The sequence below is a fragment of the Cellulomonas sp. P2_F12 genome (assembly GCF_056403775.1).
Window position 1 is genome coordinate 978,916 of the sequence record NZ_JBFUEV010000001.1, and the last position, 24,629, is coordinate 1,003,544.

Below are 24,629 nucleotides of genomic sequence, written 5' to 3' on the forward strand. Positions count from 1 at the left end.
GGCTGTCGTGCGACGCCAGGACGACCGCACGAGATCGCGTCACCCGTGGGCCGGCTGGGTCCATGACTCTCCGTCGCGCCGGGCCGTGCGACTGTGCACGAGCCAGACTGTGACCGTGCACAGGTTATGCATCGACGTCGACGGCGCGAAAGCCCGCAAACCGGTCCGTTACCGGACTGTGACCATGCCGGCCAAGGCTTCGGTGCGCTCCTGGTACGCGCGGCGCCGGGCCCCTTCGTCGCGTCGGACCGTGCGACCGGGCTACCGCCCCGAGCCGGCAGAGAGCTCCCGCCGCAGGTCGAGGGCCCGCAGCCGGCTGGGCTCGCGGGCGAGGACGTCGTCGAGGCCCGCCGCCGCCGCGTCGACGTCGCCCTGCAGGGCGGCGACCTGTGCCTCCAGAAGCATCGCCGTCGTCGTCTGCGCGGCCTGCAGGTCGTCCTGGAAGAGCAACAGGGTCGGCAGGGAGGTCGCGAAGTAGTCGACCGTCGCGGACCTCGAGCGGAGCATCACCGCGTGGGCGGCGAGCCCGTCGACCAGGGCGTCGGCGCGGAGGTCGTCGCCGAGGCGACGTGAACCCAGCACCGCGTAGTAGGTCATCTCGGAGAATGCGACCGGGGCCATGCTCTGGAAGTCGCCCGTCGAGCGTGCGGCATGCGACCAGGCGATGCGGGCGGCGCCGTCGTCGCCCGTCGCCGCGAGCGCGTCACCGAGCATGAGGTGCAGCTGGGCGGTGTTGGCCAGCGGGTGCCGGGCCTCGCCGAGGCTCGCCACGGGCTCGAGCGCCGCGCCGACGCGCTCGAGCGCGAGCCGCCCGTCGCCGTCGTCGAGCGCTCGGCGGGCAAGGGCGAGGTGCGCCTCGTCCCATGCCGAGAGGACCTGTCCCTCGCCGCCCTCCCACGGCTGGAACCGGCGGGCACGGAGGAGCTCGAGCGCGACCTCGGGCCTGCCGGTGGCGGTGTGCAGCTGGGCGAGCTCGACGGTGAGGTCGTCGCGGGCGTCGACCGCCGACCGCTCGCCCGCGAGCACCGCGAGGCGCTGCACGGGCGTGCTGCCGGACCGCTTGGCCAGCTGGTCGCGCTCGTAGACGAGGCGGGGGTCGCCGGGGGCGACCGCGAGTGCGCTCTCGTAGTGCTGCCGCGCGCCGTCCAGGTCGGCCAGGACGTTGAACGCCGCGACCGCACGGTTGCGCCACACGACGGGGTCGCTCGGGTCCAGCTCCGTCGACGTGCACCACGCAGCGATCGCGTCGTGGTGACGACGCTGGGAGTACAGCCAGTGGCCGAGGATCGCCCAGGCCCGGGCGTCGTCGGGGTGGCCCTCGACGTGCGCCTGCAGCATGTCCACGTCGTCGAGGCGTGAGGCGAGGCAGTGCACGGCGGGCGCCGTCCGCGCCAGCTCGCGCTGCCGTTCGGCGGCCGGGTGGTCGCCGGCGGCCTCGAGGATCCGCGCTGCGTGCAGGTGCACCAGCGGCCGGACCTCGACCTGACCCAGGGCGGGCTCGGTCGCCGCCGCGGCCTCGAGCAGCCGAACCGCATCGCGCCACGCGCCGAGCGAGTCGTACTCCAGGGCGACATCGAGGAGCGTCGGGGCGTCGGCAGAGACGTCCATGCCCGCCAGGTCGCGGGTCCAGACGTCGAGCGGGTCTCGCTCGAGCGAACGCGCCAGGACTCTGTCGGCCTCACCGTCGCGGCCGGCGCGCCGCAGCAGGGCGGCCAGCACGGCGTGGGCCTGCAGCTGGTCCGGGTCGGCGTCGGCGGCGGCACGGGCATGGTCCAGTGCTGCGGCGTCGAGTCCCCGCGCGGCGTCGAGCCGAGCCATCGCGAGGAGCGCCGCGACGCGCCACGCCTGGTTCCACCGCGCCTTGCCCCACGCCTCGTAGGCCTCATCCGCACGACCGGTGCGCGCCAGCACCAGGCCGAGGCGGAACATCGCCTCACCGTCGGCCGGGTTCGTGTTCAGACGGGTCTGGCGTGCCAGCGCCGCGCGCAGGTGCTGCTCGGCCTGCGCGTACTGCCCGGCCCGGTAGCGCCGTCCGGCCAGCGCGAGGTTCGAGCGGTAGTCGCCCTCGTCGCGACGCACGGCCTCGAGCCAGTACGGCTCGGGCGACCGTGTCGCGTGCCGGTACTGGTCGAGGTGCACGCCGATGAGGTAGAGCTCGTCGACGGACGGGACGTCGGCGGGTGCACCCGGCTCCTGCGCAGGCTCGGGCATCTCGAGGTCGCTGTGCGCCGCACGGGGTCGCCACGCGATCACCTCGGCCCCGCCGTGCTCGACGACGAGCGTGAGGTCCTCCGGAGCCCACACAGCGTCGAGGTTCACGTCATGCACGATCGGACGATCCGGACCCGAGTCCGCCGCGACCTGCCACAGTGTCGCGCCATCGGGTCTGGTCAGGCGCACGGCGACGCCGACGCGGACCTGCGTCATCGCGACCGCGACCCGCGCGACGGTGCCCGCGGTGCCTGCGGTGCCCTGCGTGACGTCCAGACGGACGGCCGCCTCGAGGTTGGCCTGGTGGACGGGACCGGTCTCCTGGATCGGGTACCAGTACTGGCTGAACGTCTTCGTCTCACCCGGTGCCAGGAACGTGAAGTCCGGCTGGTTGTCCGTGAAGACGCCGGCCATCAGCTCGACGTAAGGCCCGTCGGTGTCGGTGAGGTTCGCGTCCCACGCCCTGCCGAATGCGCCGGTGCCCCAGGTCCACTGCTTCTTGCCGGGAGCCACCTGGTGGTCGGCCCAGTGCACGAAGCCTGCCCGGCGGCCGTGGTCGTAGCCGCCGAAGAAGTCGTCCTGCGTCCCGAGCGCCATGTACGACGTCGGCACCGGGATGTTGCGGTACCAGTCGATCCGGTCGCCGTCGGGGTGCTCGCCGTCCAGACGGGCCCGGTAGTCGATCCCGTAGTACGGGCGGTCGGCCGCGGGGAACGCGGTCACGGCGCGCTTGGCGTGGTCGGCGACGGCGTGCACGTCGGTCGGGAAGAACGACTGGTAGTCGTCGTTCACGGCAGCCGCGACGTTCGCCCACCAGAGGAACGTCTGCACCTCGTCGGTGCGGTTGAACAGCCTGGCGCGCAGCTCGATCACCGAGGAGTCCGGGCGCAGGCGGACACCGTGCATGCCCTTCATCCGGGCGAACGGGTCGTGGTCCGAGCACCACACCGTGACGGCGCCGTCGGCCTCGTGCTCGATCGAGGCCTCGACCGGGAGGAACGTCGCGGGGCGGTGGTGCTGGGGCCAGTTGAACTCGACGCCGCCCGAGAGCCAGGGCCCCGCGAGCCCGACGAGTGCGGGCTTGATGACGTTGTTGCGGTAGAAGAAGTCGTACCCGTTGGAGGTGTCCATCCCGACGTGGATGCGGCCGCCGAGCTCCGGCAGGATCATCAGCCGGATCCACGGGTTCTCGAGGTGGATCGCGTCCCAGTCGTGGGGCGCCTTGGTGGGGCTGATGCGCTCGTGGAACGGCAGCGGGTACACCCGGCCCGACGAGCCCTGGTAGACGCGGTTCTCGAGGAACGCCGGGTAGCGGTCCGCCGGGTCCGGCAGGTACGTGTCGATCGTGACCGGCTGGCGCCACGCGGCGACGGCCCGACCCGCGAGGTGAGCGGGCACGGCAGGGAGGTCCAGGCGGGACTCGTCGTCGAGCATGGGCACGACGCTACGTCCCGTCCGCATGCTGCAGAATGGGCGTTCTCCCGAGCCACATGGACGAATCGATGATCGAGACGCTGGACGCGCCACCCCGCCGGCGGGAAGGCTTCCCCGGCCAGCGCATGCGCGTGCTCCCGCGCCCGCTCGTGGCGCAGGCCCTCCGAACAGCACCTCTGTCGCAGCTGCTCGTCACCGACGTCGGATACTTCCCGCGCGCGTCGACCCACGGGCGCGTGCGCACGAACGGGGCCGCGCAGCACATCGTGATCGTGTGCGCAGCCGGCCGGGGGTCCTGCACGCTGCCGTCGGGCACGCACCAGGTGAGGGCGGGCCAGGCGCTCGCCATCCCTGCCGGCCTGGCCCACCGGTACGAGGCCGACGCGGACGAGCCCTGGACGATCTGGTGGATGCACCTCGTCGGTCAGCAGGTGCCCGACCTGCTGGCGGCGATCGGCGCGACGCCCGACCAGCCGGTCTTCGGCCTCGGCGACCCGGCCCGCGTCATCTCCCTCGTCGACACGATCATCCGGCGGATGGAACGCGACGAGACGACGGCGAGCCTGCTGGCGTCCGCCGGTGCCGCGTGGCACGCGATGGCGCTCCTGGCGGCCGACCGTCGAACGATCGGCCGTCAGCAGTCGGACCCGGTCGCAGCGACGATCGAGCACCTTCGCGCCAACCTCTCCACCCGCATCTCGCTGGCCGACCTCGCGGGGATGGCCGGGCTGAGCGTCTCGCACTACTCCGCCCTGTTCCGGCAGGCCACGGGCTACGGCGCGCTGGAGTACCAGACCCGTCTGCGCATGGGCACGGCCCGCGAGCTCCTCGACACCACCGACCGGCCCATCGCGTCCGTGGCCACCCAGGTCGGGTTCAGCGACCCCCTCTACTTCTCCCGCCAGTTCCACCGGATCCACGGGATGAGCCCGACCGAGTACCGCTCGCACGACAAGGGCTGAGCGACGGCATACTCAGCGACGAATCCAGGCTTGCTCCAAGGAGAGACATGACCAGCGCCGTTCGCCCGGGCACCCTCGTGGCGCCGCACCACCTCACCGTCGTCGCCCCGACGGCACCGCGCCGCGGCCACCTGAGCGTCGGCGAGCCGCCTGCGGGCGACGACCGGATCGAGGTGACCAGCAGGTGGGTCGAGCGGGGTGGCGTCCCGTGGTTCCCCATCACCGGCGAGATCCACTACTCGCGGGTCCCCCGCAACCGCTGGCGTGACGTCCTGGGCCACGCCCGGGCGGGCGGGCTGACCTCCGTGGCGACCTACGTGCTCTGGCAGGCCCACGAGCCGGAGCCCGGCGTCTTCCGCTGGGACGGCCAGCTCGACCTGCGCGCGTTCATCGAGGAGGCCAGGGCGCACGGCCTCGACGTCGTCGTCCGGCTCGGCCCCTGGGCCCACGGCGAGGCCCGGTACGGCGGCTTCCCCGACTGGCTCGTCGAGCGGGAGCTCGCCACCCGCACCAACGACCCCGCGTACCTCGACCTCGTGCACGCCTTCTACGCACAGGCCATCGCGCAGCTCCGCGGTCTGGCGCACGCCGACGGCGGGCCTATCGTCGGCGCACAGGTCGACAACGAGCTGTACGACCAGCCGCAGCACCTCGCACGGCTGCGCGAGCTGGCCGAGGAGCTCGGGCTCCGGGTCCCGATCTGGACGGCGACCGGCTGGGGCGGTGCGCAGGTCCCCGACACGCTGCTGCCCGTGTACAGCGCCTACTCCGACGGCTTCTGGGACGACGAGCAGACGGAGTGGCCCGAGTTCTCGGCGTTCCACTTCCGCTACAGCCCCGTTCGCGACGACCTGTCCGTCGGGGCGGACCTGCGCGAGGCTCTCGACGGGATCAGCCTCGACCCCGACGCGGTGCCGTTGAAGGACGACGACGCCGTGCCGTTCGTGACGTGCGAGCTGGGCGGCGGGATGCACGTCGCGTACCACCGCAGGCCGATCGTGGCCCCCGCCGACGTCGCCGCACTCGCGCTCGCCAAGGTCGGCAGCGGCTCGATCTGGCAGGGCTACTACATGTACGCCGGCGGGACGCAGCGCACGGGTGCCCACGGCTCCGAGCAGGAGTCTCACGCGACCGGCTACCCCAACGACGTTCCACGCGTGACCTACGACTTCGCCGCCCCGATCGGTGAGCACGGCCAGATCCGCCCCCACCACCACTACCTGCGGGCCCAGCACCTGTGGCTCCAGCACGACGGGCACCGCATCGCCCCGATGGCCACGACGGTCGGAGGCGGCAGCGCCGACCCGGAGATCCTTCGGTGGGCCGTGCGATCCGACGGTCGCAGCGGCTACCTGTTCGCCTCGACGTACCAGCCCGCGAAGGCAGCGCTGCCGGCACAGAACGACGTGCAGCTCACCGTGACACTGGACGGCGGGGACGTCACGGTGCCCACACAGCCGGTCACGATCCCGGCCGGTGTCTCGTTGGTGTGGCCCCTGCGGTACCCGCTCGCTGCGGGCGTCGTTCTTCGGAGTGCCACCGCGCGGGTCCTCACTCGCGTCTCGGTCGACGAGCGCGAGGTCGTCGTGGTGGGCGCCTACGACGACATCCCCGTCGAGCTCGTGCTCGACGGGCACCACGAGGTGGGTGGAGCGGGCGTCGCCGTCCACACGGACGGCGCGACGATCGTCTCGCTCACGGCGCCAGCCGGCCCGACCTGCGTCGTCGAGCTGGAGAGTGCGCGGATCGTCGTCCTGGACCGGGAGAGCATCGACCGGCTCTACCTCCTCGAGGTGGACGGCCGGGAACGACTGGTCCTGTCCTCGGCGCCGCTGTACGCCGTCGACGGCGCGCTCGTCGTGCAGACGGAGAGCCCGGACTTCACCGTCTCGGTCCTCCCGGCCCCTGAGACGCTCCGGGCCGAGGGCGGCGTCGACCTCAGCGCACCGTTCGACGACGGCCCCTGGCGCTCGTGGCACGCCAACGCGCACCATGTCGGTCGCCACACGCTCGTCTCCGGCCTCCGCCCGGAAGCGGCAGCGGCCCCGCGTCCGGAGCGAGGCGGTCCCCTGAACCGCCTCAGTGCGCCCACGGACTTCTCCGGTGCAGCCGTCGTCCACGTCGAGGTCCCCGCCCACCTGTTCGGCGATGCCGATCGCACGCTGCTCCGGGTGCGATGGACCGGCGACGTCGGTCGCGCCTACGTGGGCGACCAGCTGATCAGCGACCACTTCTGGCACGGTCGCGACTGGGACGTCGACCTCACGCCGTGGGCATCCGCGATCGCTCGACACGGTGTGCGGTTCGAGCTCCTGCCCTGGCAGCGCAGCACCGGTGTCTGGGTCGACCCGACGGTGCGGGATATCCCCGACGGGCTGCACGTCGCATCAGTCGACGTCGTCCGCGTCGGCACGGTCCGACTGACCGCGCGCGCGGGGTGACAGCCTCGTCGATCGCGACCTCCCACGGGGTACGTGCGTGCCGCGTGGGAGGTCGCCTCGATGAGGTCGTCAGACCCCGGCGCACACGCCAGGGTCTGGCTGGTCGGTTCTCGAGGACTCGCCCAGAGGCACACGCGGGAACGTGACGTAGAGGATGTAGGGGATCGTGCCGTTGTTGATGACTTGATCAACTTCGCCAGGCCGCTCGACGAACGCCTGCCCCGCGCTGTACGTCGTGGTCTCGCAGTCCTTGCCGACCGGTGAGTAGACGGTGAGCGAGCCCTGCTTGACGACGATGATCGCGCCTCCCGGATGCGAGTGCCAGCCAGAGGACCCACCCGGCTCGACCGTGATCTGCGCCATCACGATGTCGGTGCCGAACTGGAGCGGAATGGTCCCGTGCGACGTGTTGGTGCCGCGCGCCAGGGGGACGTTCGACAGCCCTGAGGGCGGCGTGGCCGCTGCAGACGCGACGGTCACCGCCGTGGCCACGGCTGCAATTGCCACGCTCCACATCGTCCAGCGGACGGCTCGCTTCCTTCGTCCGTCAGACGTCGATCGTTCTTCCGGGTTGCTGATCAGCCCGGTGGTCGTTCTGGGCAGCGGACTACTCATTTCCCTTGTTCCTTTCGAGGTTGATCTAGCGGATGTCGCGACGTGCGCTTTCCTGCTCGGATCAGCGACGGATGGGCGTCGTTGGGACAGGACGGCCACGACTCTGTGCCTGTGTCGAGGCGTTCCGGTTGTCCGTCGTTGACAGACGTCGTTCTCGGGGCCCGTGAATGATCTTGGAGACGCTGCTTACGTCGACGCTGGCCGTATGCGCGCTCCCGCACTGCACCGGTCGCCCACGCGAGCCGGGATCGGTCTCGGCCCTGCCGCACGGGTGGGGGCGCTCGACAGCGGGGCGTGCCGGCGATCCGCGTACCGCCTCGGCTCCACACCAGGTCCGTGCGGACCGGCTCCGTCGGTTCATCGCGGCCCCCTTTCGGACGTGAGGCCGTTACCTATGCAGACGAACCGCCGCATCTAAACGTTGAGTCGGCCGCCGGAGCAGCTTGCGACCGTAGCTCGGGGATCCCGCGGCGGCGCCGGCCCCGAGGGCGCGGGTGCTCCACATGGGCGTCCGGCCCGGGAAGCGGAGAGCTCATGCCCGGTCCTCGTTCCGGACAGGCGTCCGAGCAGGCTCGGTCGAGTCGCGGACTGACATCGTCGTCCACGCGAGCATCGTCGAAGGCGCGTGGCAAAAGAGTGCCTACCGCCGATTGCTAGGGGGTGCCACCACCTCGGGTGGTGGCGGGCCAGGCGAGGGACTCGGGTGCTACCCGACCCGCTGTTCGTCGCGGTGCGGGAGCCGCCAGCCCGGGCGCACGTAGTGGCACGTGTAGCCGTGCGGGATCTTCTCCAGGTAGTCCTGGTGCTCCTCCTCGGCCTCCCAGAAGTCACCGGCGGGCTCGACCTCGGTGACGACCTTGCCGGGCCAGAGCCCGGACGCGTCGACGTCCGCGATCGTGTCGAGCGCGACCCGGCGCTGCTCGTCGGAGGTGTAGAAGACGGCCGACCGGTAGCTGCGGCCGATGTCGTTGCCTTGCTGGTTCTTCGTCGACGGGTCGTGGATCTGGAAGAAGAACTCCAGCAGGTCCCGGTACGAGATCTGCTCGGGATCGAAGACGATCTCCACGGCCTCGGCGTGGTCGCCGTGGTTGCGGTAGGTGGCGTTCGGGGTGTCGCCGCCCGAGTACCCGACGCGGGTGGAGATCACTCCCGGGCGGCGGCGCAGCAGCTGCTGCGCACCCCAGAAGCACCCCCCGGCAAGGATCGCGGTCTCCGTCGTGGCCATCTGCGCCCTCCTTCATGGGGACGGCTGCAGCCGTCGTGCGATCTTGACCCCGCAGCGCGCTGCATCGCAACTGATGCCCGTGCCCACAAGGGAAGGCGTTCGCTGCATGGTGCGGCGCGAGCAGAGGGACGTGTCCCGCAGTGCACGATCCCCGGACTCAGGTGACGGCGGGAGAGGCCTTCCGGGAGACGCTCGACTCCCTCACGACCAGGTGGGGCGCGATCATGACGCGGTGCGGCGGCCGGCTGTCCCCCTCGGTCAACCGGGCCACCATGAGCTCGACCGCGAGACGACCCACCTCGTGCTTGGGCGGGCGCACAGCGCTGAGTGGTGGCTCCCCGAGCTCGGCGACCTCGTCGTCGTAGGCGACCAGTGCCAGATCGTCGGGGATCGCCAGCCCGCTGTCCGTGGCGTGCTGCGCGAGGCTCACCGCGAAAGGGTCCGAGTGGACCACCAGGGCGGTCGTCCGCGTGCGGGCGCACTCGGCCAGGACCGCGGACAAGCGTTCGCTGCGCCCGGGTGCGACGGCGCCGTCGCTGGTCCCGACGAGCTGCTCGGACGGGTCCAGACCCACCGCCAGCAGCGCGTCCTTCCACCCGCGACGCAGGTGCGGCGCGATGGCGCTGCTCCCCAGCACGAGCAGCCCGATGCGGCGGTGCCCCTGCTGGTGCAGGTGCCAGACCGCCGCGGCCGCGCCGGACGCATGGTCGGACGCGACCCATTCCAGACGCTGAACAGGGCTGATGTCCGGCGGGCGCCGCTCTGCGAGCACGACCGGCAACGGCAACGAGTCGAGCCAGCGCAGCAGGTCGCCGCCCCGCGGAGCGCCCACCTCGGGCGCGACGATCAGCCCGTCCACCCCGGCCGTCTCCGCGAACCGGCGCGACTGCCTCCAGTCCTCCTGCGGGTCGTAGGAGGTGGTCCGCAGGATCAGCCTGACCCGGGCGGTCGCGGCCGCTGCCCGGGCGCCGGCGATGATCGTCGGCCAGTAGTAGTCGAGCTGGGGGACGAGCATCCCCACGGTGAACCGGGACGGCCCGCCGGCGGGGGCGGTGCCGGCGCCCTCACGGTCCGGGAGCGTCGCACCGCCGTGGACGCGCGTGAGCAGGCCACGCGCGGCGAGGGAGTTGAGGTCCCTGCGCACCGTCATGCGCGAGACGTCGAGCGCCTCCGCCAGGGCGTCGACGGTGACGGCGCCCGCGGTCCGCAGCTCGCGCAGGATCTGCTCCTGCCGTGTGCGCGCCAGCGATCCAGCGATGGTCGTCGGCACCGGCCCTCCCGCCCATCGTCGTGTTCGACTGTGTTCACGAACCTATCGCTGTGCGATCGCCCACCCTCTACTGGGTGTACGAACGACGAGAGCGAGATCGACCGATGAGCGACGCGACGACAGCACCGGCGCCCCTGGCCTTCGACCGGACGGCGCTCGACTACACGCCCTGGGCCTTCTGGGACAACGCCGACCCCGAGGCCCAGCGGCGGCAGCTCGAGGTGCAGCGGCGGTTGTCGCGCGAGCGCGGCTACCGGTTCGCCGAGCGGGTCTTCGTCTCGGAGCTGGCCTCCGTCACCAACGACACCCTCGAGCTGGGCGACCGTACCTACGTGGCCGCCGGCGCCTACCTGAGCGGCTCGCTCCGGGCCGGACGTGACTGCACCGTCAACCCGTACGCGGTCGTGCGCGGCGAGGTCGTGCTGGGTGACGCCGTGCGCATCGGCGCGCACTCCTCGGTGCTGGGCTTCAACCACACGATGGACGACCCCGACGTCGAGGTCTTCCGGCAGCCGGTCTTCTCCCGAGGCATCTCGATCGGCGACGACGTCTGGATCGGCTCCCACGTCGTCGTGCTCGACGGCGTGCACGTCGGCGACCGGGCCGTGCTCGCCGCCGGTGCGGTCGTCACCAAGGACGTCCCCGCCGGCGCGGCCGTCGGCGGAAATCCCGCCCGCGTGCTCCGGTGGCGCGGGGCGTCGGCGACGACCTCCAGCCTCGCGGATGCCGTCGCGAGCTTCGCCGACCAGGCACGCGAGCAGGCTTCGGCAGTCCTCGCCCGCTCCTGGGACGAGCGACGGCAGCTGTTCTCCGACAAGCCGGGCGGCACCGCGACCGTCCGCGCCCAGTGCGACGCCATCGAGATCGCGGACCTGCTCCTGGGCGCCGCACCTCCGCAGCTCACCCCGGACGAGCAGGCGAGGCGGCTGCGGTCCTGGCAGGACCCCGCGACCGGCATGGTCGGCGAGCTGCTGGCCGGGGGCGGGGTGGCACCGGTGCGGCACGAGCGGTTCGACGACACCGCGAGCTACCACGTGCTGTGCGTCGGTTACGCGCTGGACGTGCTGGGCGAACGGTTCGACCACCCGGTCCAGGTCGTGGCTGAGGCGACGGCGGCGGAGCTGGTCACCGAGCTCGACGGCCTGCCGTGGCGCGACCAGGCGTGGGCCGCGGGGCACTGGGTGGACGTGCTCGGCACCGCGCAGCTGTGGAACCTTCGGCGCGAGGCGGCCTCGCAGCCCGGCGCGGTCGACGCCGTCATGGGCTGGCTCCTGCTGCACGCCGACCCGCAGACCGGGATGTGGGGGCGCCCGACCGCGACCGAGGGCCTGCTCCAGATGGTCAACGGCTACTACCGCACCAGCCGCGGGACGTTCGCGCAGCTCGGGGTTCCCGTCCCCCACCCCGAGGCCGTGATCGACACCGTGCTGACGCACCTGCGGGACGTGCGCTGGTTCAGGCCGGAACGACAGACCGCCTGCAACGTCCTCGACGTCGCGCACCCGCTCTGGCTCACGCGAGGGTCCGGCCACCGCACCGACGAGGTCGTCCGTCGGGCCGAGCAGCTGCTCCGGGACGCGCTGCGGTACTGGACCACCGACGCGGGGTTCGGCTTCCAGGCCCCGCACCCGACGACCGTCGGCACCACCGCGACGGCACCCGGACTGCAGGGCACGGAGATGTGGCTCGCGATCATCTGGCTGCTCGCCGACCTCGTCGGTGTCTCCGACCAGCTGGGCTACCGCCCGCGAGGCGTGCACCGGCCCGAGCCGGCGCTCGACCTCGCCGACCTGCGGCCGTGGTCGCGGTGACACGCGAGCTGCCGAGGACGCTCGTCGTGATGTCGCGTGACGCCTGGGAGCTGCAGTTCGACGACCGCCGCCTTGCGCGACTTGGCCGGCTGTCCCGCGACGGGCTGGTGACGTGGGTCGACTCGCTCGACGACCCCGCCGTCGCCGACCGTCTGGCCGAGGTCGAGGTCCTGCTGACCGGCTGGGGCACCCCGCTGGTCGGCGACACCGAGCTGTCCCGCCTGCCCTCCCTGCGCGCTGTGCTCCACTGCGCGGGAACCGTGCGCGGGATCGTCGCCCCGGCCGCGTGGGACCGCGGCGTCGTGGTCTCCAGCAGCGCCGACCTGAACGCCGACCCCGTCGCCGAGTTCACCCTCGCGGCGATGGTGATGGCGGGCAAGAAGGCACCGTTCCTCGCCGCCGACGCCCGGCGGTACCGGGATGACTGGTCGTACAGGGCGGGCCGCGGACCGCTGAGCAACACCGGCCGGACCGTCGGCGTCGTCGGCTTCTCCCGGATCGGTCGTCGGGTCGTGCGGCTGGCCGTGAACCGGCTCCCCGACGTGACGTGCCTGGTGGTCGACCCGTACGCCGACCCGGACGAGGTCGCACGGGCCGGCGCGCGGCTGGTCGGTCTCGCCGAGGCACTCCCCCGCCTGGACGTCCTGTCGATCCACGCCCCGCAGCTGCCCGAGACCTACCACCTGATCGGCGCTCCCGAGCTGGCGGCCCTGCCGGACGGCGCGACGCTCATCAACACGGCGCGGGGGTCCCTCGTCGACACGGCCGCCCTCGAGGCCGAGTGCGTCGCCGGACGTCTGCACGCGATCCTCGACGTCACCGACCCCGAGCCGCTGCCCGCGTCGAGCCCGCTCTACGACCTGCCCAACGTCATGCTCACGCCGCACGTCGCGGGATCACTGGGCTCGGAGACGTTGGCCATGACGGACGGAGCCCTGGACGAGCTGGAGCGTCTCGTCGACGGCAGACCGCTCGCACGCGCCCTGCACGTCGAGGACCTCGCGCGCATCGCCTGAGCACGCCCTTGTGATCGCTGATCAGGTTGGTCGGACCGACAAGGTGAGCGCCTGCTCGCCGAGGCCCTCGGCACTGACGACCACGGCGATCTCCCCCTGCCTCGTGGGGCGGATGACGGCCAACGCCCGGCCGTCGAAGGTCCGCCAGGTGCTGTCGGCGAACCGTTCGGTCGTGCGGGGGTTGGCGGAGCACATCCCGGCGAGCTCGCCGGCACCGGAGACCCGCACGGTGACCGGGCGGTCTGCGCCGGTCACCAGCACCCCGGCGGCGTCGCGAAGCTCGATCGCCACGTAGGCGAGGTCGTCGGCGTCGTCGCGCAGCACCACCCGGTCGGCCGAGGCTGTGAGCGTGACCGGCCCGGCCGTGCGCAGCGCGGTGCGTCCGACCTCGGCGCCATCCCGGAGGGCGACCGCCACGAGCTCGCCGGGCGCGTACCGCGTCTCGAGCACGGCGGTCTGCGGGCGTTCGACACCGACCTCGGCGCGCGCGACCGGTGCGCCGTCCAGCTGCAGCTCGACGTGGTCGGCGTCGGCGTAGACCTCGACGGTGACCGGTCGGCCTTCGTAGCCGGGCCACGTCCAGGACGAGACGCTGTCGCTCCACGCCCAGGGCGACTGGATGGTGACGCGGTGCTCGTGGTGCTCGGGGCGCCGGACCGCGATGTACGGCTCGGTGCGCAGGCCGAAGACGATCTCGCGGTAGAACGACGCCGGGCGCCGCCAGCCGGTCAGGTCGAGGTCGCCGCACCAGGCCGTGAGGTACGGGTACTCGCGTTCCAGCCCCGGCACCGCCTCGGGATCCTCGGCGTAGGCGGTCGAACCGATGCCGACCTCTCCGAGATAGTCCCACCCGGTCCAGGTGAAGTCGCCGATCACGTGCGGGTGCTCCTGGACCATCGGCCAGAGCCTGCCGATCTGGGTGGAGAACGTCTCCGAGCCGACGAGCACCCGGTGCGGGAACAGGTTCGCGTCCAGCGCGTAGCGGCTCTCGCCGTAGTTCAGCCCGACCACGTCGAGCACCGAATGCGACTCGGCGGTCCGGCGGGTCACCGCCTCGGACGCGGCGAGCGCAGACATGGTCCCGCCGATGTCCTGGGCCATCGCCTCGTTGAGTCCCTGGGACTCGATCACTGCGGGCAGCTCGTCCATCACCGCCAGGACCGAGTTGACCCCGTTGGTGATCAGGCGCGTCGGGTCGAGGAGGCGCACATGCTCGGCCATCTGCCTGGCCAGCCGTGAGCCGTGCGGGGTGCCGACCTCGGCGATCTCGTTGCCCAGCGAGTACATGATGACGCTCGGGTGGTTCAGGTCCTTCGCGACCATCGCGGCGAGGTCCTCGCGCCACCACTGGGGGAACTCGAACGCGTAGTCGTAGGTCGTCTTGGCCCGGGTCCAGCTGTCGAAGGCCTCGTCCATCACGAGCATCCCGAGCCGGTCGCACGCATCGAGCATCGCCACGGAGACGGGGTTGTGCGCCCCGCGGATCGCGTTGAACCCGGCCGCCTTGAGCAGCTCGATCCGGCGCTCCTCCGCCCGGCCGAACGCCGCCGCACCGAGCGGGCCGTTGTCGTGGTGCAGGCACGCGCCGCGCAGCAGGACGGGTTCACCGTTGATCCGCAGACCCTTGCGCGCGTCCACGCTGATCGTCCGGATGCCGAACGACACCGTGCGCGGATCCGTCGCCTCGGTCGCGTCCGGTACCTCCACCCGCACGGTCGCGGTGTACAGGGCCGGGTGATCCACGCTCCACAGCGCCGGGTCCGGCACGAGCATCCGCTGGCGCACCAGCACCGTCTCGCCCGGGGCGAGCGTCACCGGCGCGGTGTCGGCGTCGACCACCGCCGCGTCGAGGTCAGCGACGTCGGTCCGCACCACGACGGCCGCCGTGGTCATGCCCGCGTTCGCGAGCGTGGTGGCGATCTCCACGACCGCCTGGTCGTCCTCGACCCGCACGGTGGTCACCCGCACCCCGTCGGGCACGACCGCGACCGCGTCGTCGACGTGCAGCAGGACGGGTCGGTGCAGGCCGGCACCGGAGTACCAGCGCGAGTCCTGGCCCGAGCGCACCTCGATCCGCACCTCGTTCGCGGCGCCGAACCGCAGGTAGGGCGTCAGATCCACGAAGAACCGCGCATATCCATCGGCCCGGTTGCCCGCCAACTCGTCGTTGACGAAGACCTGGGCGCGGCGGAACGCGCCCTGCACCTCCAGCCGCACCGACCGCCCCGCCCATCCCGCCGGAACGTCCACGGTCCGCAGGTACGTGAAGGCCCCGGCCGGGTAGTACGCGGCGCTGCCGCGCGCCGGCACGTCGGCCGAGCGCTCGGCGTCCCGCAGCGCGTCGTGCGGCAGCCGCACCGCGGTGACCTGCGCCCCGGTCCCCTCGAACGCCTCGAACGGACCGAGCGGCCGGCGGCAACGCCACCCGTCCGCCAGGGTGATGACCGACATCAGGTCCTCCGGGTCGTTCGGGGTCAACGCACGGGTAGCGCCGCGCGAGAGAAGGGGGTCAAGCGGACGCGCGGCGACGCGAGCCCAGAGTAGGGCTGAGCTGCTGTGCGTGCTGTCGTCGAGCCCGGCCACGCCGCGCGCTCCTCGAGGCTGTCACCTGCGTTCTTCGAGCACCGTCAGGTCGCGCTCCGCGTACCGGCGGTGCCACCACTCCTCGTTGAGGACGACGCGGAGGCACTGCCGCGGAGTCAGTACCTCGCCCTCGTCGGGCCATCCCGGACCGACCAACGGTTCGCCGGGCGCGTCGAGCTGCTCGTCGGTCAGGCCGTCGACGACGCCCCGGACGAGCGCCATCGCCCGAAGGCGCAGCGCGAGGGCCTCGTCCAGCGTCGGCCGGGCGTCCCGGTCGTGCGGCACGCCCTCCCGGGGTTCCATCTGGTCCCACGGCAGGGACAGCGGGTGCCAGGGGCGCGGATCGGCGAGCACGCCGCGACCCACCCACGACTCGGACGCGAACGCGAGATGACGGAGGGTCTGGATGAACGACCACTCCTCGCCGACCGATTCGTGCAGCCGCTCCTCGGGCAGCCGACGCGCCCTCTCGACGGTGTCCGCCCACACCTGCTCGTTCACGTCCCACGCGGCCCGGAACCCGTCCGCCGTGGTGGGTCTGAACGCGCTGCGCTCGGGGTGGCGGCGGTCCAGCTCGGCCTCGACCAGCGGCACCACGTCGATCCCGTTGACCACGAGGCTCTCGATCTCGCCGTCGATCGTGGTGCCCGAGACCTCGACGTCGCGCATCACCACGTTCTGCAGCGCCACGGCGCGGAACGTCGAGCCCGTGAAGTCCACCCTGGTGAAGCGGGAGCCCGTCAGGTCGACGTTCTCCAGCTCGGTGCCCCGCCGATCCTCAAAGTCCATGCCACACACGCTAGAACCGGGGTCCGACATCGGGCACGCAAGGACGCCGGGCTCGCGGCGTCGCTCAGTGCTCGGCGGTGTCGAACGCGGGCGCGAACCGCAGCTCGCCACGCGGCGAGGGTCCCGTGAAGGTGACGTACTGGACGATGGCGCGGTCCAGGTCACCGTGCGACAGCGGCCCGTCGCCCGTGAAGCCCATCCGGCCGTAGATCGCCGGGTCACCGATCAGCGCGCAGCCGCGAGCCCCGCGCTCCCGCAGCCGCCGCAGACCCTCGGCCACCAGCGCCCGACCGATCCCCCGCCGCTGCCGGTCGAGCCGGACGGAGATCGGCCCGAGCCCGAACCAGCCGTCGTGCAGCCCGTCGATCGTCACGGGCGAGAACGCGACGTGCCCCACGACGTCGCCGTCGTCCTCCGCCACCAGCGAGAGCGTCAGGTCACCGGACGCCCGCAGTCGTCGGATGATCGGCGCCTCGGAGCCGTCGCTGAACCACTGCGGCTCGAAGGCGGCCACGGTCAGCCGATCGATCGCGTCGGCGTCGTCGTCTGGGCGTTCGGGTCGGATCAGCACCGTCGTCTCCGGGATCGCATGGCGCGCCCGCCTCGGACGCGCCTGGCAGCGTAGGGCCGGGTGGCGCGGAGCCGAAGCGGATTTGTGGGCGCAGCCCGTGCCGACGGGCGGTGGAACGCCGGCCCGCAGGCGACCGATGGCCCTCCTCAGTCGAAAGGCCGCCTCTCCGACGGGAGAAACGGCCTCTGACCTGCTACTTCGGTGGGTCTGAGGGAATTCGAACCCCCGACCCGCAACGACCCGACACGACGGTCACGCGGCCGCGTACCCCCGCGCCGCTCGCAGCATCAGGACGCACACGATCGCGGCGAGGACGCCGACCACCCCGACCGCCGGCGCCAGTCCGCCGACCGCAGCGGTCAGGCCACCCATGATCAGCGGGGTCAGGAACTGCCCTCCGAAGAACGCGGACTGCCACAACCCGGTCGAGCGGCCGCGCTCCTCGAAGCGGACGGTCGAGAGCGCCCAGGTCACCAGGGACGGCAGCAGCAGACCGGAGCCGGCCGAGGCGACGACGGCGCCGACCACGACACCTGGCATGCCGGGGACGAACGCGATCACGCCCATGCCGACCGCCTGCAACCCGAACCCGACGGCGAGCAGGACGGGCTTAGCCGTGGTCGACACCCGAGCGAACGTCAGGGCGCCTGCGGCAGTGGCCAGCGACGCGATCGCGGCCACCGCCCCGATGGTCTTGGTGTCCGTGTCGGCGACACCGGTGTCGACGACGAGGTAGCTGACCTCGATGACCAGGACGTAGAACGTGAAGCCGCCGAAGAGCGTCACGACCAGCGGCAGACCGAGCTGTCCCCACGGGATCCGCGACTTCGGAGCGGCCACCGCCTGCATCGCACGCTCCTCGTCACCAGTCGGCTCCCACAGCGAGAAGATCATGGGAACGGCGATGACGATGCTGATCGCGTAGACCCAGAACGGCGTGTGCCATCCGCTGACCCCCAGGGCGCCGCCGATCGCGATGAAGAGGGTTGCGGCCAGTGTCGTCACGACGGTCTGCAGCCCGAGATAGCGGTTACGTCGCTTGGGCTCGTGGAAGTAGTCGATGATCAGCGTGGTGCAGACGGTCATGATCGCGGCCTCGCACGCGCCGACCAGGACTCTGCTGGCGAGGATCGCGTGCAGGTCGTCGAGCCAGACCGGCGCAGTTCCCGCGAGGGCGTACGCGAACATCGCGACGATCAGCAGTGGCTTGCGCCCGAGCCGGTCGACGATCTGCCCGGCGAACGGCGCGAACAGCGCGATGATCAGCGCGGGGATGGCCACGATCATCGGGACGAGGATCTCGGAGCCGGGAACGGATCCGAACTCCTCGGAGAGCTGAGGAAGGATCGGGGTGATCAGGACTGCTCCGAGGACCGGCATGCAGCTGCCCGCCAGAAGCAGGACGGCCTGCCAGACGCCGGCTCGGCGCGTGATCGGCAAGGTGGCGGTCGGGCTGTTCGTCATTGAACCTCCAGGTGGGTGCCTGCTCGCGCACAGCGCCGCCGCGACACTGCGGCTGCGGGGCCTATTCGAGGGCCATCGGAGGTAGCCCGGCAACGGCCCATCTGCTGATGTCGCGCATCATCGGGCTCGATGGCTCGGGGCGATGCCGTGCGGCTGCCGGGATCAGGCGCCCCGCAGCGCGCGGCGGATCACGTCCGGCGCATCCTCGATCCGACCTCCGTTGCCGAGGCCTACCGCCGCCCACCACAGCGTCCTCGATCGGGCAGGGACGGTCGCTCTGAGCTCGATGGCCTGAACGTCGAGGCTGGGAACGCGTTCGTCCCATGCCGCCGGTCGCAGGTCGCGCCACTCGACGTCCAGGTGGATCGCGGTGTGCTGCGCGAGGTTGCGCAGCGCCTGGGACGGCAGGGTCGCGGTGAACGCCTCGACCTCGTCGCGCTCGGTGGGTGACGACCACATCGGTTCGTACACCCGGGTCTCGACCCACTCCGTGCTTCGCGTCAGCGCGCGCGCGTCCAAGGCGACGTGTGCCACCAGCCGACGTCGCGACCATCCGTTGACGTCGGACGGTTCGTCGAGCTGCTCGTCGGCCAGGCCGCGAAGCTGCCTCGCGTAGTAGGCCTGAGCACGACGCGCCACCAGCAGGTCGGCGAGGATCGACGCGTCGTCGGTGCGGTCTGTGCGAGCCGGCACCCTTCAGCCTCGACCGGGCAGGTACGTGCGCGCGAAGCCGAGCGCCTCGATCACCGGACCGTCGTTGAAGCGGAACAGATCGAGCTCGCTGCCCGCGGCGAGCGACCACGACGTCCAGCTCGGCACGGCGAACAGGTCCCCCTTGTCCACCGCGTGCTCGACTCCGCCGAGGATGGCGGTCCCCGTCCCCTCGAACACCTGCCACACGGACGAGCCGACCTCGTGCCGGACAGGCGTGACCGTGCCGGCCCGCAGGCGGTGGAACTCGGCGCGCAGCGTGGGCATCACGTCGCCGCCGGTCGTCGGGTTGATGTAGCGGATCGCCGCGTGGCCCTGCTCGACAGTCGCAGGCTGGCCCTCGTCCTCGAGCGCCAGCTGCTCCGTGAGGGCCCGGTCTGTGTGCTCCCACCGGTACGCCATGAGCGGCGAGCTGACGCGTGACCCCAGCTCGCTGAGGGGGCGGAGGCCCGGGTGCGCCCAGAGCCTCTCGTTGCGTGAGATGGGGGGCGATGCCTCGTCTGTGACGCGCTCGGCGCCGAACTCGAAGAAGCCGACGTCCGTGTAGTGCGACAGGGGCACGTCAAGACCGTCGATCCACGCCATCGGTTGGTCCGTGTCGTTGTGGTGACCGTGGAAGTTCCACCCGGGCGTCAGGAGCAGGTCCCCGCGGCGCATGGCGACCGGGTCGCCGTTCACGACGGTCCACACGCCCTCACCCTCGATCACGAACCGGAACGCGTTTTGCGCGTGGCGATGCTCGGGCGCGGTCTCGTGGCCGCCGAGGTACTGGATGGCGCACCAGAGCGTCGGGGTCGCGTAGGCCGTCCCCGGCAGACCGGGATTGGCCAGGCCGATCGCACGGCGCTCACCGCCGCGGCCGACCGGAACCAGCGCCCCGCTGCGCTCGGCGATGTCGAACAGCTGCTTCCACCGCCAGACGTGCGGCACCGCTCTGGGCGTCGGTGCCATCGGCATCAGGTCGTCGCGTTGAGTCCAGAGCGGGCTCGTGCTGATCGCGGCGAAATCCTCGTACAGGCGCGCCAGCTCGGGTGTGTCGGCGGTGCCGTCCATCTGCTTCATTGCAGCCCTCTCGTCGGAGACGAGTCGTTGCTATCCCACCGGTTCCGACGTCGACAAGGCGATCGGGCGCGTCCTGGCATCAGAACTCATGATGCGCGGGATCACTGATCAGCGGCTTCACGGTGCGGTTGCGCCGACCGATCCTTTAGCCGCCGACAACGGCGCACCGTGCAAAGAAGGACGGACGAACTCGTGAGCACCGCCACCCCCCTGCCGCCGACGACGGCGTACGCCGTCGGGACCTTCGACGCCGGCTCCGGCCCCTTCGCCGGCCTGATCGTCGGGTCCGAGGTGCTCGACCTCGCGTCGATCCCCGAGCACCTCGCACCGGTGCGCTCGACGGACGAGCTGCTCCAGCAGTGGGACGCCGTCGCTCCCCTGCTCGCCGGCCTCGCTGAGCTGCGGCCGGGGCGCTGGCTGCCGGTCGGCGAGCTGTCGGTCCTGCCGCCCGTCGCGCCCCGCCAGATCCTGCAGGCCGGGGCGAACTACCGCACCCACGTCCTCGACCTCGCGGTGAAGCACACCGAGCTCTCGGCCGGCCGCACGGAAGACCAGGTCCGGGTGGAAGCGGCGGCCATGATGGACGAGCGTGCGCGCACCGGCATCCCGTACCTGTTCAGCGGGGCATCGTCGGCAATCACGGGCCCGTACGACGACGTCGAGCTGCCGGGCTACAGCGAGCAGCACGACTGGGAGCTCGAGCTGGTCGCCGTGATCGGCCGCCCCGCCTACCAGGTCGGCCGCGACGACGCGCTCGCCTGCGTGGCCGGCTACACGATCGCCAACGACCTGACCACGCGGGACCTGATCTTCCGGAAGGACATGCCCGAGATCGGGACTGACTGGCTGCGGGCGAAGAACGCACCTGGATTCCTGCCCCTCGGCCCGTACCTCGTGCCGTCCGGACTCGTCGGTGACCCCGCCGACCTGCGCCTGACCCTGAGCCTCAACGGCGAGGTCATGCAGGACGAGTCCGCCAAGGACATGCTCTTCGACGTCGCCTCGCTCGTCTCGCACGCGTCCCACTTCGTCGCGTTGTCCCCCGGCGACCTCGTCCTCACGGGCAGCCCCGCAGGCAACGGCATGCACTGGCGACGGTTCCTTCACGCGGGCGACGTCATCGACGCCACGATCTCCGGACTCGGTGCCCAGCGGACGACGTTCGTCGACCCCACGACCGTTGACGTCGCATGACCTCGCTGGACGACATCGTCGACCTGGACCCGTCGACCCTCGACCGGTCCGACCCGGAAGGTCTCATCGGCGTCCTGGCCACCGCCTGCTCGAACACCGGGCGGTGGGGTGAGGACGACGTGCTCGGCACGCTCAACCTCATCGACGACGCGAAGCGTGCGGCTGCGGCTGCGCTCGTCCGCCGTGGCCGCACGTTCTCGCTGTCGCTGCCGTTCGACATGAATGGTCCGCAGAACGGTTGGCGTCGTCGCACGAACCCGGTGCACACGATGCTCGACACGGGCGTGGACGCCGAGCGTGGGATCCAGGGCTTTCCGCACGGGCTGGGCGGAGCAGACGACGTGGTGGCCATGCCGCTGCAGTGCTCGACGCAGTGGGACGGCCTGGGCCACATCTTCGACCACGGCCGGGCCTACAACGGTCGCAGGGCCGGCGACGTCGTGACGAGTGCCGGCGACCAGGTCACCGGGATCGAGACCGCCGCCGCGCAGATCGCCGGGCGTGGCGTGCTGCTGGATGTCGGCCGCCTGCTCGGCGAGGACGCCGGCGGTGCCGGCGGAGAGCTCGCCGACGGGTTCGCGATCACGACCGACCACCTCCGCGCGTGCATCAGCGCCCAGGGCCCGACCTCGACGATCGGGCCCGGTGACATCGTCCTGGTGCGCACGGGCCGCCTGGCGCGAGCCAAACGGGAGGGCTGGGGCCAGTACGCAGGCGGTCCCGCGCCCGGGCTCTCGATCACTACCGCCGGATGGTTGCGACGGACGGATGTCGCCGCGATCGCCACCGACACGTGGGGCTTCGAGGTCCGACCAAACGAGTTCGACGACGCGTTCCAGCCTCTGCACCAGGTCGTGATCCCCAACATGGGCCTGTTCGTCGGCGAGATGTGGGACCTGGACGCCCTCGCCGCGGACTGTGCCCAGGACGGTGTCTACGACTTCTGGCTCACGGCTGCCCCCATCCCTTTCACCGGTGCGGTCGGCGCCCCGGTGAACCCCCTCGCGGTGAAGTAACTCGCATCGTTCTCGAAGGAGCGAACATGCCAGCAGTCAGTAACGTCCTGGTCGTCGGCGGAGGTGCGGCCGGCGTCGCCACGGCCATCCTGCTCGCCGAGGGCGGCATCGAGGTCGACCTCGTCGAGATCAAGCCCGACATCGTCGCGTTGGGATCCGGCATCACGCTCCAGGGCAACGCCCTGCGGGTACTTCGGGACCTGGGCGTCTGGAGCGAGGTGGAGAAGGCCGGCTACGGGTTCGACACGCTCGGCCTGCGCGCGCCCGATCCTGCCGGAACGCTCCTCGCGGTCCTGCCCGACGCCCGGACCGGCGGCCGGGACCTTCCAGCGGCCCTCGGGATGCCGCGCCAGGACCTCGCTCGGGTGCTCCACGCGCGCGCTGCCGAGGTCGGCGTGAAGATCAAGCTCGCCACGACGTGCACCGGCATCGACCAGGACGAGTCCGGCGTCGACGTCGAGCTCTCGGACGGGTCGCGCGGCCGGTACGACCTGGTCGTGGGCGCGGACGGGATCCGGTCGTGGACGCGTCGGATGATCGGCGTACCACTCGAGACGCGGTCGACGGGGATGGGCATCTGGCGGGCGTTCACCACCCGCCCGGACAGCGTCACCCGCACCGACCTGTTCTACGGGGGTCCGCAGTACATCGCCGGCTACTGCCCGACGGGACCCGACTCCCTGTACGCCTACATCGTCGAGGAGGCCCAGGACCGCAGCGCGCTCACGCCCGACGAGCAGCTGAGCGAGATGGTGCGTCTCTCGGAGGGCTACGGGGGCCCGTGGGACGAGATCCGTCCGACCCTGACAGACGCGACCCGGGTGAGCTACACGTGGTTCGAGACCCACGTCCTCGACGAGCCGTGGAACCGGGGGCGCGTGGTGCTGATCGGGGATGCCGCCCACGCATGCCCGCCGACTCTTGCTCAGGGAGCGGCGCAGGCTCTCGAGGACGCAGCCGTCCTGGCGGAGCTGCTCCTCTCGAGCGACACGGTGGACGACGTCCTCTGGCAGTCGTTCACGGAGCGTCGCTACGACCGGGCGCGCGCAGTCGTCGAGGCGTCGGTCCAGCTCGGCCAGTGGCTCATCGATGGCGAGCGAGGCGACGTCCCCGGCCTCATGGGCCGCATCTCCGCGCTCGTGACGGAACCCGCATGAGCAGCGACACGTTCGGACGACTCCCGTCCGTCGACGTGCATGCACACGTCCTCGTCCCCGATGTCGAGCGGCTCGTCGCCGACCACCCCGGACTCGCCTCGCAACGCGACCTCGACCTGCGCCGGAACGGCGCGGAGTCGACGGCCGTGTCCGCCACGATGATCCGGGAACGCGGCTCGCTCCTCGTCCGGACCGACGAGCGCCTCGAGCTGATGGATCGCCAGGGTGTCGACGTCCAGGTGCTGTCCCCGTCGCCGGCCCAGTATCACTACTGGGCCGACGAGCCTCTGGCGCTCGACCTGGCGCGGCGCGTGAACGACGGCGTCGCGCAAGCCGTCCAGGCCGCCCCCACCCGGCTCACCGGCCTCGGGCTCGTGCCGCTCCAGCACCCGCACCTGGCGGCAGCAGCGCTCCGTGATGCCGTCGCGAAGGGGCTGCGCGGCGTCGAGATCTCGTCGCACGCGCCGGATCCTGCGGGCGGGATCGTCGAGCTCTCGGACCCGCGACTCGAGGAGCTCTGGGCTGAGGCGGCCGCGCTCGGAGTCGTGGTGTTCGTCCATCCGTTCGGCTGCACGCTCGACGAGCGCCTCGACACCTGGTACCTGTCGAACTCCGTCGGACAGCCCGTCGAGACGACTGTCGCGCTGTCCCACCTGATCTTCGCCGGAGTCCTCGACCGGCACCCGGGCCTGCAGATCCTGGGCGCTCACGGAGGCGGCTACCTGCCGACCTACCTGGGTCGCAACGACCGGGCGTGGCACGTGCGCGCCGAAGCGCGGACCTGCGCGAAGGCACCGAGCTCCTACCTGCGCACGATGTGGTTCGACTCCGTCGTCCACGACCGACGATCGTTGCGGACCCTCGTGGACTCGGTCGGCGTGGAACACGTCTGCATGGGAACTGACCACCCGTTCGACATGGGCTCGGACGACCCCGTGGCCGAGCTGCACGCGTCGGGGCTGACGGCCTACGAGGTCAATGCCATCCAACGCGGCAACGCCCATCGGCTCGGACTCCGCGCCGGCCTGCGGTCGTGACCACCTCGAACGCGCATCTCCTCGAGCCGCCCACGCCCGGTGCACCGAGCAGGGCGCCGA

The 24,629-nt window shown here is 71.7% G+C and carries 18 protein-coding genes; 8 read left to right on the forward strand and 10 right to left on the reverse strand.

The features are described from left to right. Positions 1 to 261: 261 nt before the first annotated feature. Complete coding sequence (locus AC1DWH_RS04480) at positions 262 to 3,645, reverse strand: DUF5107 domain-containing protein (protein WP_477092646.1); 3,384 nt, start codon at positions 3,643 to 3,645, stop codon at positions 262 to 264. A 68-nt stretch (positions 3,646 to 3,713) separates the two neighbouring features. Between AC1DWH_RS04480 and AC1DWH_RS04485 the strand changes: the two genes are divergently transcribed. Together AC1DWH_RS04485 and AC1DWH_RS04490 are read left to right on the forward strand one after the other, a co-directional pair. Next, positions 3,714 to 4,607, forward strand: a complete 894-nt coding sequence (locus tag AC1DWH_RS04485; protein WP_477092647.1) for a helix-turn-helix domain-containing protein — start codon at positions 3,714 to 3,716, stop codon at positions 4,605 to 4,607. Between the two features lie 47 nt (positions 4,608 to 4,654). After that, positions 4,655 to 7,048 carry a beta-galactosidase gene (locus AC1DWH_RS04490; protein WP_477092648.1) on the forward strand — a complete coding sequence of 798 codons (2,394 nt, stop codon included), beginning with the start codon at positions 4,655 to 4,657 and terminating at the stop codon, positions 7,046 to 7,048. Between the two features lie 69 nt (positions 7,049 to 7,117). On the opposite strand, the gene AC1DWH_RS04495 is transcribed toward AC1DWH_RS04490, so the two are convergent. The 3 genes from AC1DWH_RS04495 to AC1DWH_RS04505 all read right to left on the reverse strand — a co-directional run bounded on the left by AC1DWH_RS04495 (position 7,118) and on the right by AC1DWH_RS04505 (position 10,158). Beyond that, positions 7,118 to 7,663, reverse strand: a complete 546-nt coding sequence (locus AC1DWH_RS04495) for a cupin domain-containing protein (RefSeq protein ID WP_477092649.1) — start codon at positions 7,661 to 7,663, stop codon at positions 7,118 to 7,120. A gap of 706 nt (positions 7,664 to 8,369) precedes the next feature. Then, positions 8,370 to 8,888, reverse strand: coding sequence for a peptide-methionine (S)-S-oxide reductase MsrA (gene msrA / locus AC1DWH_RS04500; RefSeq protein WP_477092650.1), 519 nt, complete (start codon positions 8,886 to 8,888; stop codon positions 8,370 to 8,372). A gap of 157 nt (positions 8,889 to 9,045) precedes the next feature. Further along, complete coding sequence (locus AC1DWH_RS04505; RefSeq protein WP_477092651.1) at positions 9,046 to 10,158, reverse strand: LacI family DNA-binding transcriptional regulator; 1,113 nt, start codon at positions 10,156 to 10,158, stop codon at positions 9,046 to 9,048. Between the two features lie 104 nt (positions 10,159 to 10,262). On the opposite strand from AC1DWH_RS04505, the gene AC1DWH_RS04510 reads away from it, so the two are divergent. Then, a complete protein-coding gene (locus AC1DWH_RS04510; protein WP_477092652.1) occupies positions 10,263 to 11,969 on the forward strand; it encodes an acyltransferase in 1,707 nt (568 codons plus the stop codon). A 29-nt stretch (positions 11,970 to 11,998) separates the two neighbouring features. Continuing rightward, positions 11,999 to 12,985, forward strand: coding sequence for a hydroxyacid dehydrogenase (locus AC1DWH_RS04515; RefSeq protein WP_477092653.1), 987 nt, complete (start codon positions 11,999 to 12,001; stop codon positions 12,983 to 12,985). Between the two features lie 21 nt (positions 12,986 to 13,006). Here AC1DWH_RS04515 and AC1DWH_RS04520 read toward each other — a convergent pair whose 3' ends face one another. The 6 genes from AC1DWH_RS04520 to AC1DWH_RS04545 all read right to left on the reverse strand — a co-directional run bounded on the left by AC1DWH_RS04520 (position 13,007) and on the right by AC1DWH_RS04545 (position 20,165). After that, positions 13,007 to 15,436 (reverse strand): glycoside hydrolase family 2 TIM barrel-domain containing protein, encoded by a 2,430-nt coding sequence (locus AC1DWH_RS04520; RefSeq protein ID WP_477092654.1) that lies wholly within the window; start codon positions 15,434 to 15,436, stop codon positions 13,007 to 13,009. Between the two features lie 153 nt (positions 15,437 to 15,589). Next, positions 15,590 to 16,357 (reverse strand): DinB family protein, encoded by a 768-nt coding sequence (locus AC1DWH_RS04525; protein WP_477092655.1) that lies wholly within the window; start codon positions 16,355 to 16,357, stop codon positions 15,590 to 15,592. A 64-nt stretch (positions 16,358 to 16,421) separates the two neighbouring features. Then, entirely contained in the window at positions 16,422 to 16,928 is a 507-nt protein-coding gene (locus AC1DWH_RS04530) for a GNAT family N-acetyltransferase (protein ID WP_477092656.1), read from the reverse strand. 252 nt (positions 16,929 to 17,180) lie between these two features. Next, entirely contained in the window at positions 17,181 to 18,392 is a 1,212-nt protein-coding gene (locus tag AC1DWH_RS04535) for an MFS transporter (RefSeq protein ID WP_477092657.1), read from the reverse strand. 162 nt (positions 18,393 to 18,554) lie between these two features. Further along, positions 18,555 to 19,085 (reverse strand): maleylpyruvate isomerase N-terminal domain-containing protein, encoded by a 531-nt coding sequence (locus AC1DWH_RS04540; RefSeq protein ID WP_477092658.1) that lies wholly within the window; start codon positions 19,083 to 19,085, stop codon positions 18,555 to 18,557. A 3-nt stretch (positions 19,086 to 19,088) separates the two neighbouring features. Further along, the gene (locus AC1DWH_RS04545) at positions 19,089 to 20,165 is read right to left on the reverse strand and encodes a cupin domain-containing protein (RefSeq protein WP_477092659.1); all 1,077 of its coding nucleotides are present in this window, start codon (positions 20,163 to 20,165) and stop codon (positions 19,089 to 19,091) included. A 192-nt stretch (positions 20,166 to 20,357) separates the two neighbouring features. Here AC1DWH_RS04545 and AC1DWH_RS04550 point away from each other — a divergent pair, with 192 nt between their 5' ends. Genes AC1DWH_RS04550 through AC1DWH_RS04565 form a run of 4 tightly spaced genes read left to right on the forward strand, consistent with a single transcriptional unit; the run spans position 20,358 to position 24,569 of the window. Further along, positions 20,358 to 21,359 carry a fumarylacetoacetate hydrolase family protein gene (locus AC1DWH_RS04550; protein ID WP_477092660.1) on the forward strand — a complete coding sequence of 334 codons (1,002 nt, stop codon included), beginning with the start codon at positions 20,358 to 20,360 and terminating at the stop codon, positions 21,357 to 21,359. Continuing rightward, positions 21,356 to 22,375, forward strand: a complete 1,020-nt coding sequence (locus tag AC1DWH_RS04555) for a cyclase family protein (protein WP_477092661.1) — start codon at positions 21,356 to 21,358, stop codon at positions 22,373 to 22,375. The genes AC1DWH_RS04550 and AC1DWH_RS04555 overlap by 4 nt, the downstream gene beginning before the upstream one ends. A gap of 26 nt (positions 22,376 to 22,401) precedes the next feature. Then, positions 22,402 to 23,532 (forward strand): FAD-dependent monooxygenase, encoded by a 1,131-nt coding sequence (locus AC1DWH_RS04560; RefSeq protein WP_477092662.1) that lies wholly within the window; start codon positions 22,402 to 22,404, stop codon positions 23,530 to 23,532. Continuing rightward, a complete protein-coding gene (locus tag AC1DWH_RS04565; protein ID WP_477092663.1) occupies positions 23,529 to 24,569 on the forward strand; it encodes an amidohydrolase family protein in 1,041 nt (346 codons plus the stop codon). Before AC1DWH_RS04560 ends, AC1DWH_RS04565 begins: the two co-directional genes overlap by 4 nt. Positions 24,570 to 24,629 lie beyond the last annotated feature (60 nt).

Excerpts from the sequence above, each read along its gene's own strand:
- AC1DWH_RS04480 (WP_477092646.1), bottom strand. The coding sequence starts at position 3,645 with ATGCTCGACGACGAGTCCCGCCTGGACCTCCCTGCCGTGCCCGCTCAC.
- AC1DWH_RS04485 (WP_477092647.1), top strand. The coding sequence starts at position 3,714 with ATGATCGAGACGCTGGACGCGCCACCCCGCCGGCGGGAAGGCTTCCCC.
- AC1DWH_RS04490 (WP_477092648.1), top strand. The coding sequence starts at position 4,655 with ATGACCAGCGCCGTTCGCCCGGGCACCCTCGTGGCGCCGCACCACCTC.
- AC1DWH_RS04495 (WP_477092649.1), bottom strand. The coding sequence starts at position 7,663 with ATGAGTAGTCCGCTGCCCAGAACGACCACCGGGCTGATCAGCAACCCG.
- msrA (WP_477092650.1), bottom strand. The coding sequence starts at position 8,888 with ATGGCCACGACGGAGACCGCGATCCTTGCCGGGGGGTGCTTCTGGGGT.
- AC1DWH_RS04510 (WP_477092652.1), top strand. The coding sequence starts at position 10,263 with ATGAGCGACGCGACGACAGCACCGGCGCCCCTGGCCTTCGACCGGACG.
- AC1DWH_RS04515 (WP_477092653.1), top strand. The coding sequence starts at position 11,999 with ATGTCGCGTGACGCCTGGGAGCTGCAGTTCGACGACCGCCGCCTTGCG.
- AC1DWH_RS04520 (WP_477092654.1), bottom strand. The coding sequence starts at position 15,436 with ATGTCGGTCATCACCCTGGCGGACGGGTGGCGTTGCCGCCGGCCGCTC.
- AC1DWH_RS04525 (WP_477092655.1), bottom strand. The coding sequence starts at position 16,357 with ATGGACTTTGAGGATCGGCGGGGCACCGAGCTGGAGAACGTCGACCTG.
- AC1DWH_RS04535 (WP_477092657.1), bottom strand. The coding sequence starts at position 18,392 with ATGACGAACAGCCCGACCGCCACCTTGCCGATCACGCGCCGAGCCGGC.
- AC1DWH_RS04545 (WP_477092659.1), bottom strand. The coding sequence starts at position 20,165 with ATGAAGCAGATGGACGGCACCGCCGACACACCCGAGCTGGCGCGCCTG.
- AC1DWH_RS04555 (WP_477092661.1), top strand. The coding sequence starts at position 21,356 with ATGACCTCGCTGGACGACATCGTCGACCTGGACCCGTCGACCCTCGAC.
- AC1DWH_RS04560 (WP_477092662.1), top strand. The coding sequence starts at position 22,402 with ATGCCAGCAGTCAGTAACGTCCTGGTCGTCGGCGGAGGTGCGGCCGGC.
- AC1DWH_RS04565 (WP_477092663.1), top strand. The coding sequence starts at position 23,529 with ATGAGCAGCGACACGTTCGGACGACTCCCGTCCGTCGACGTGCATGCA.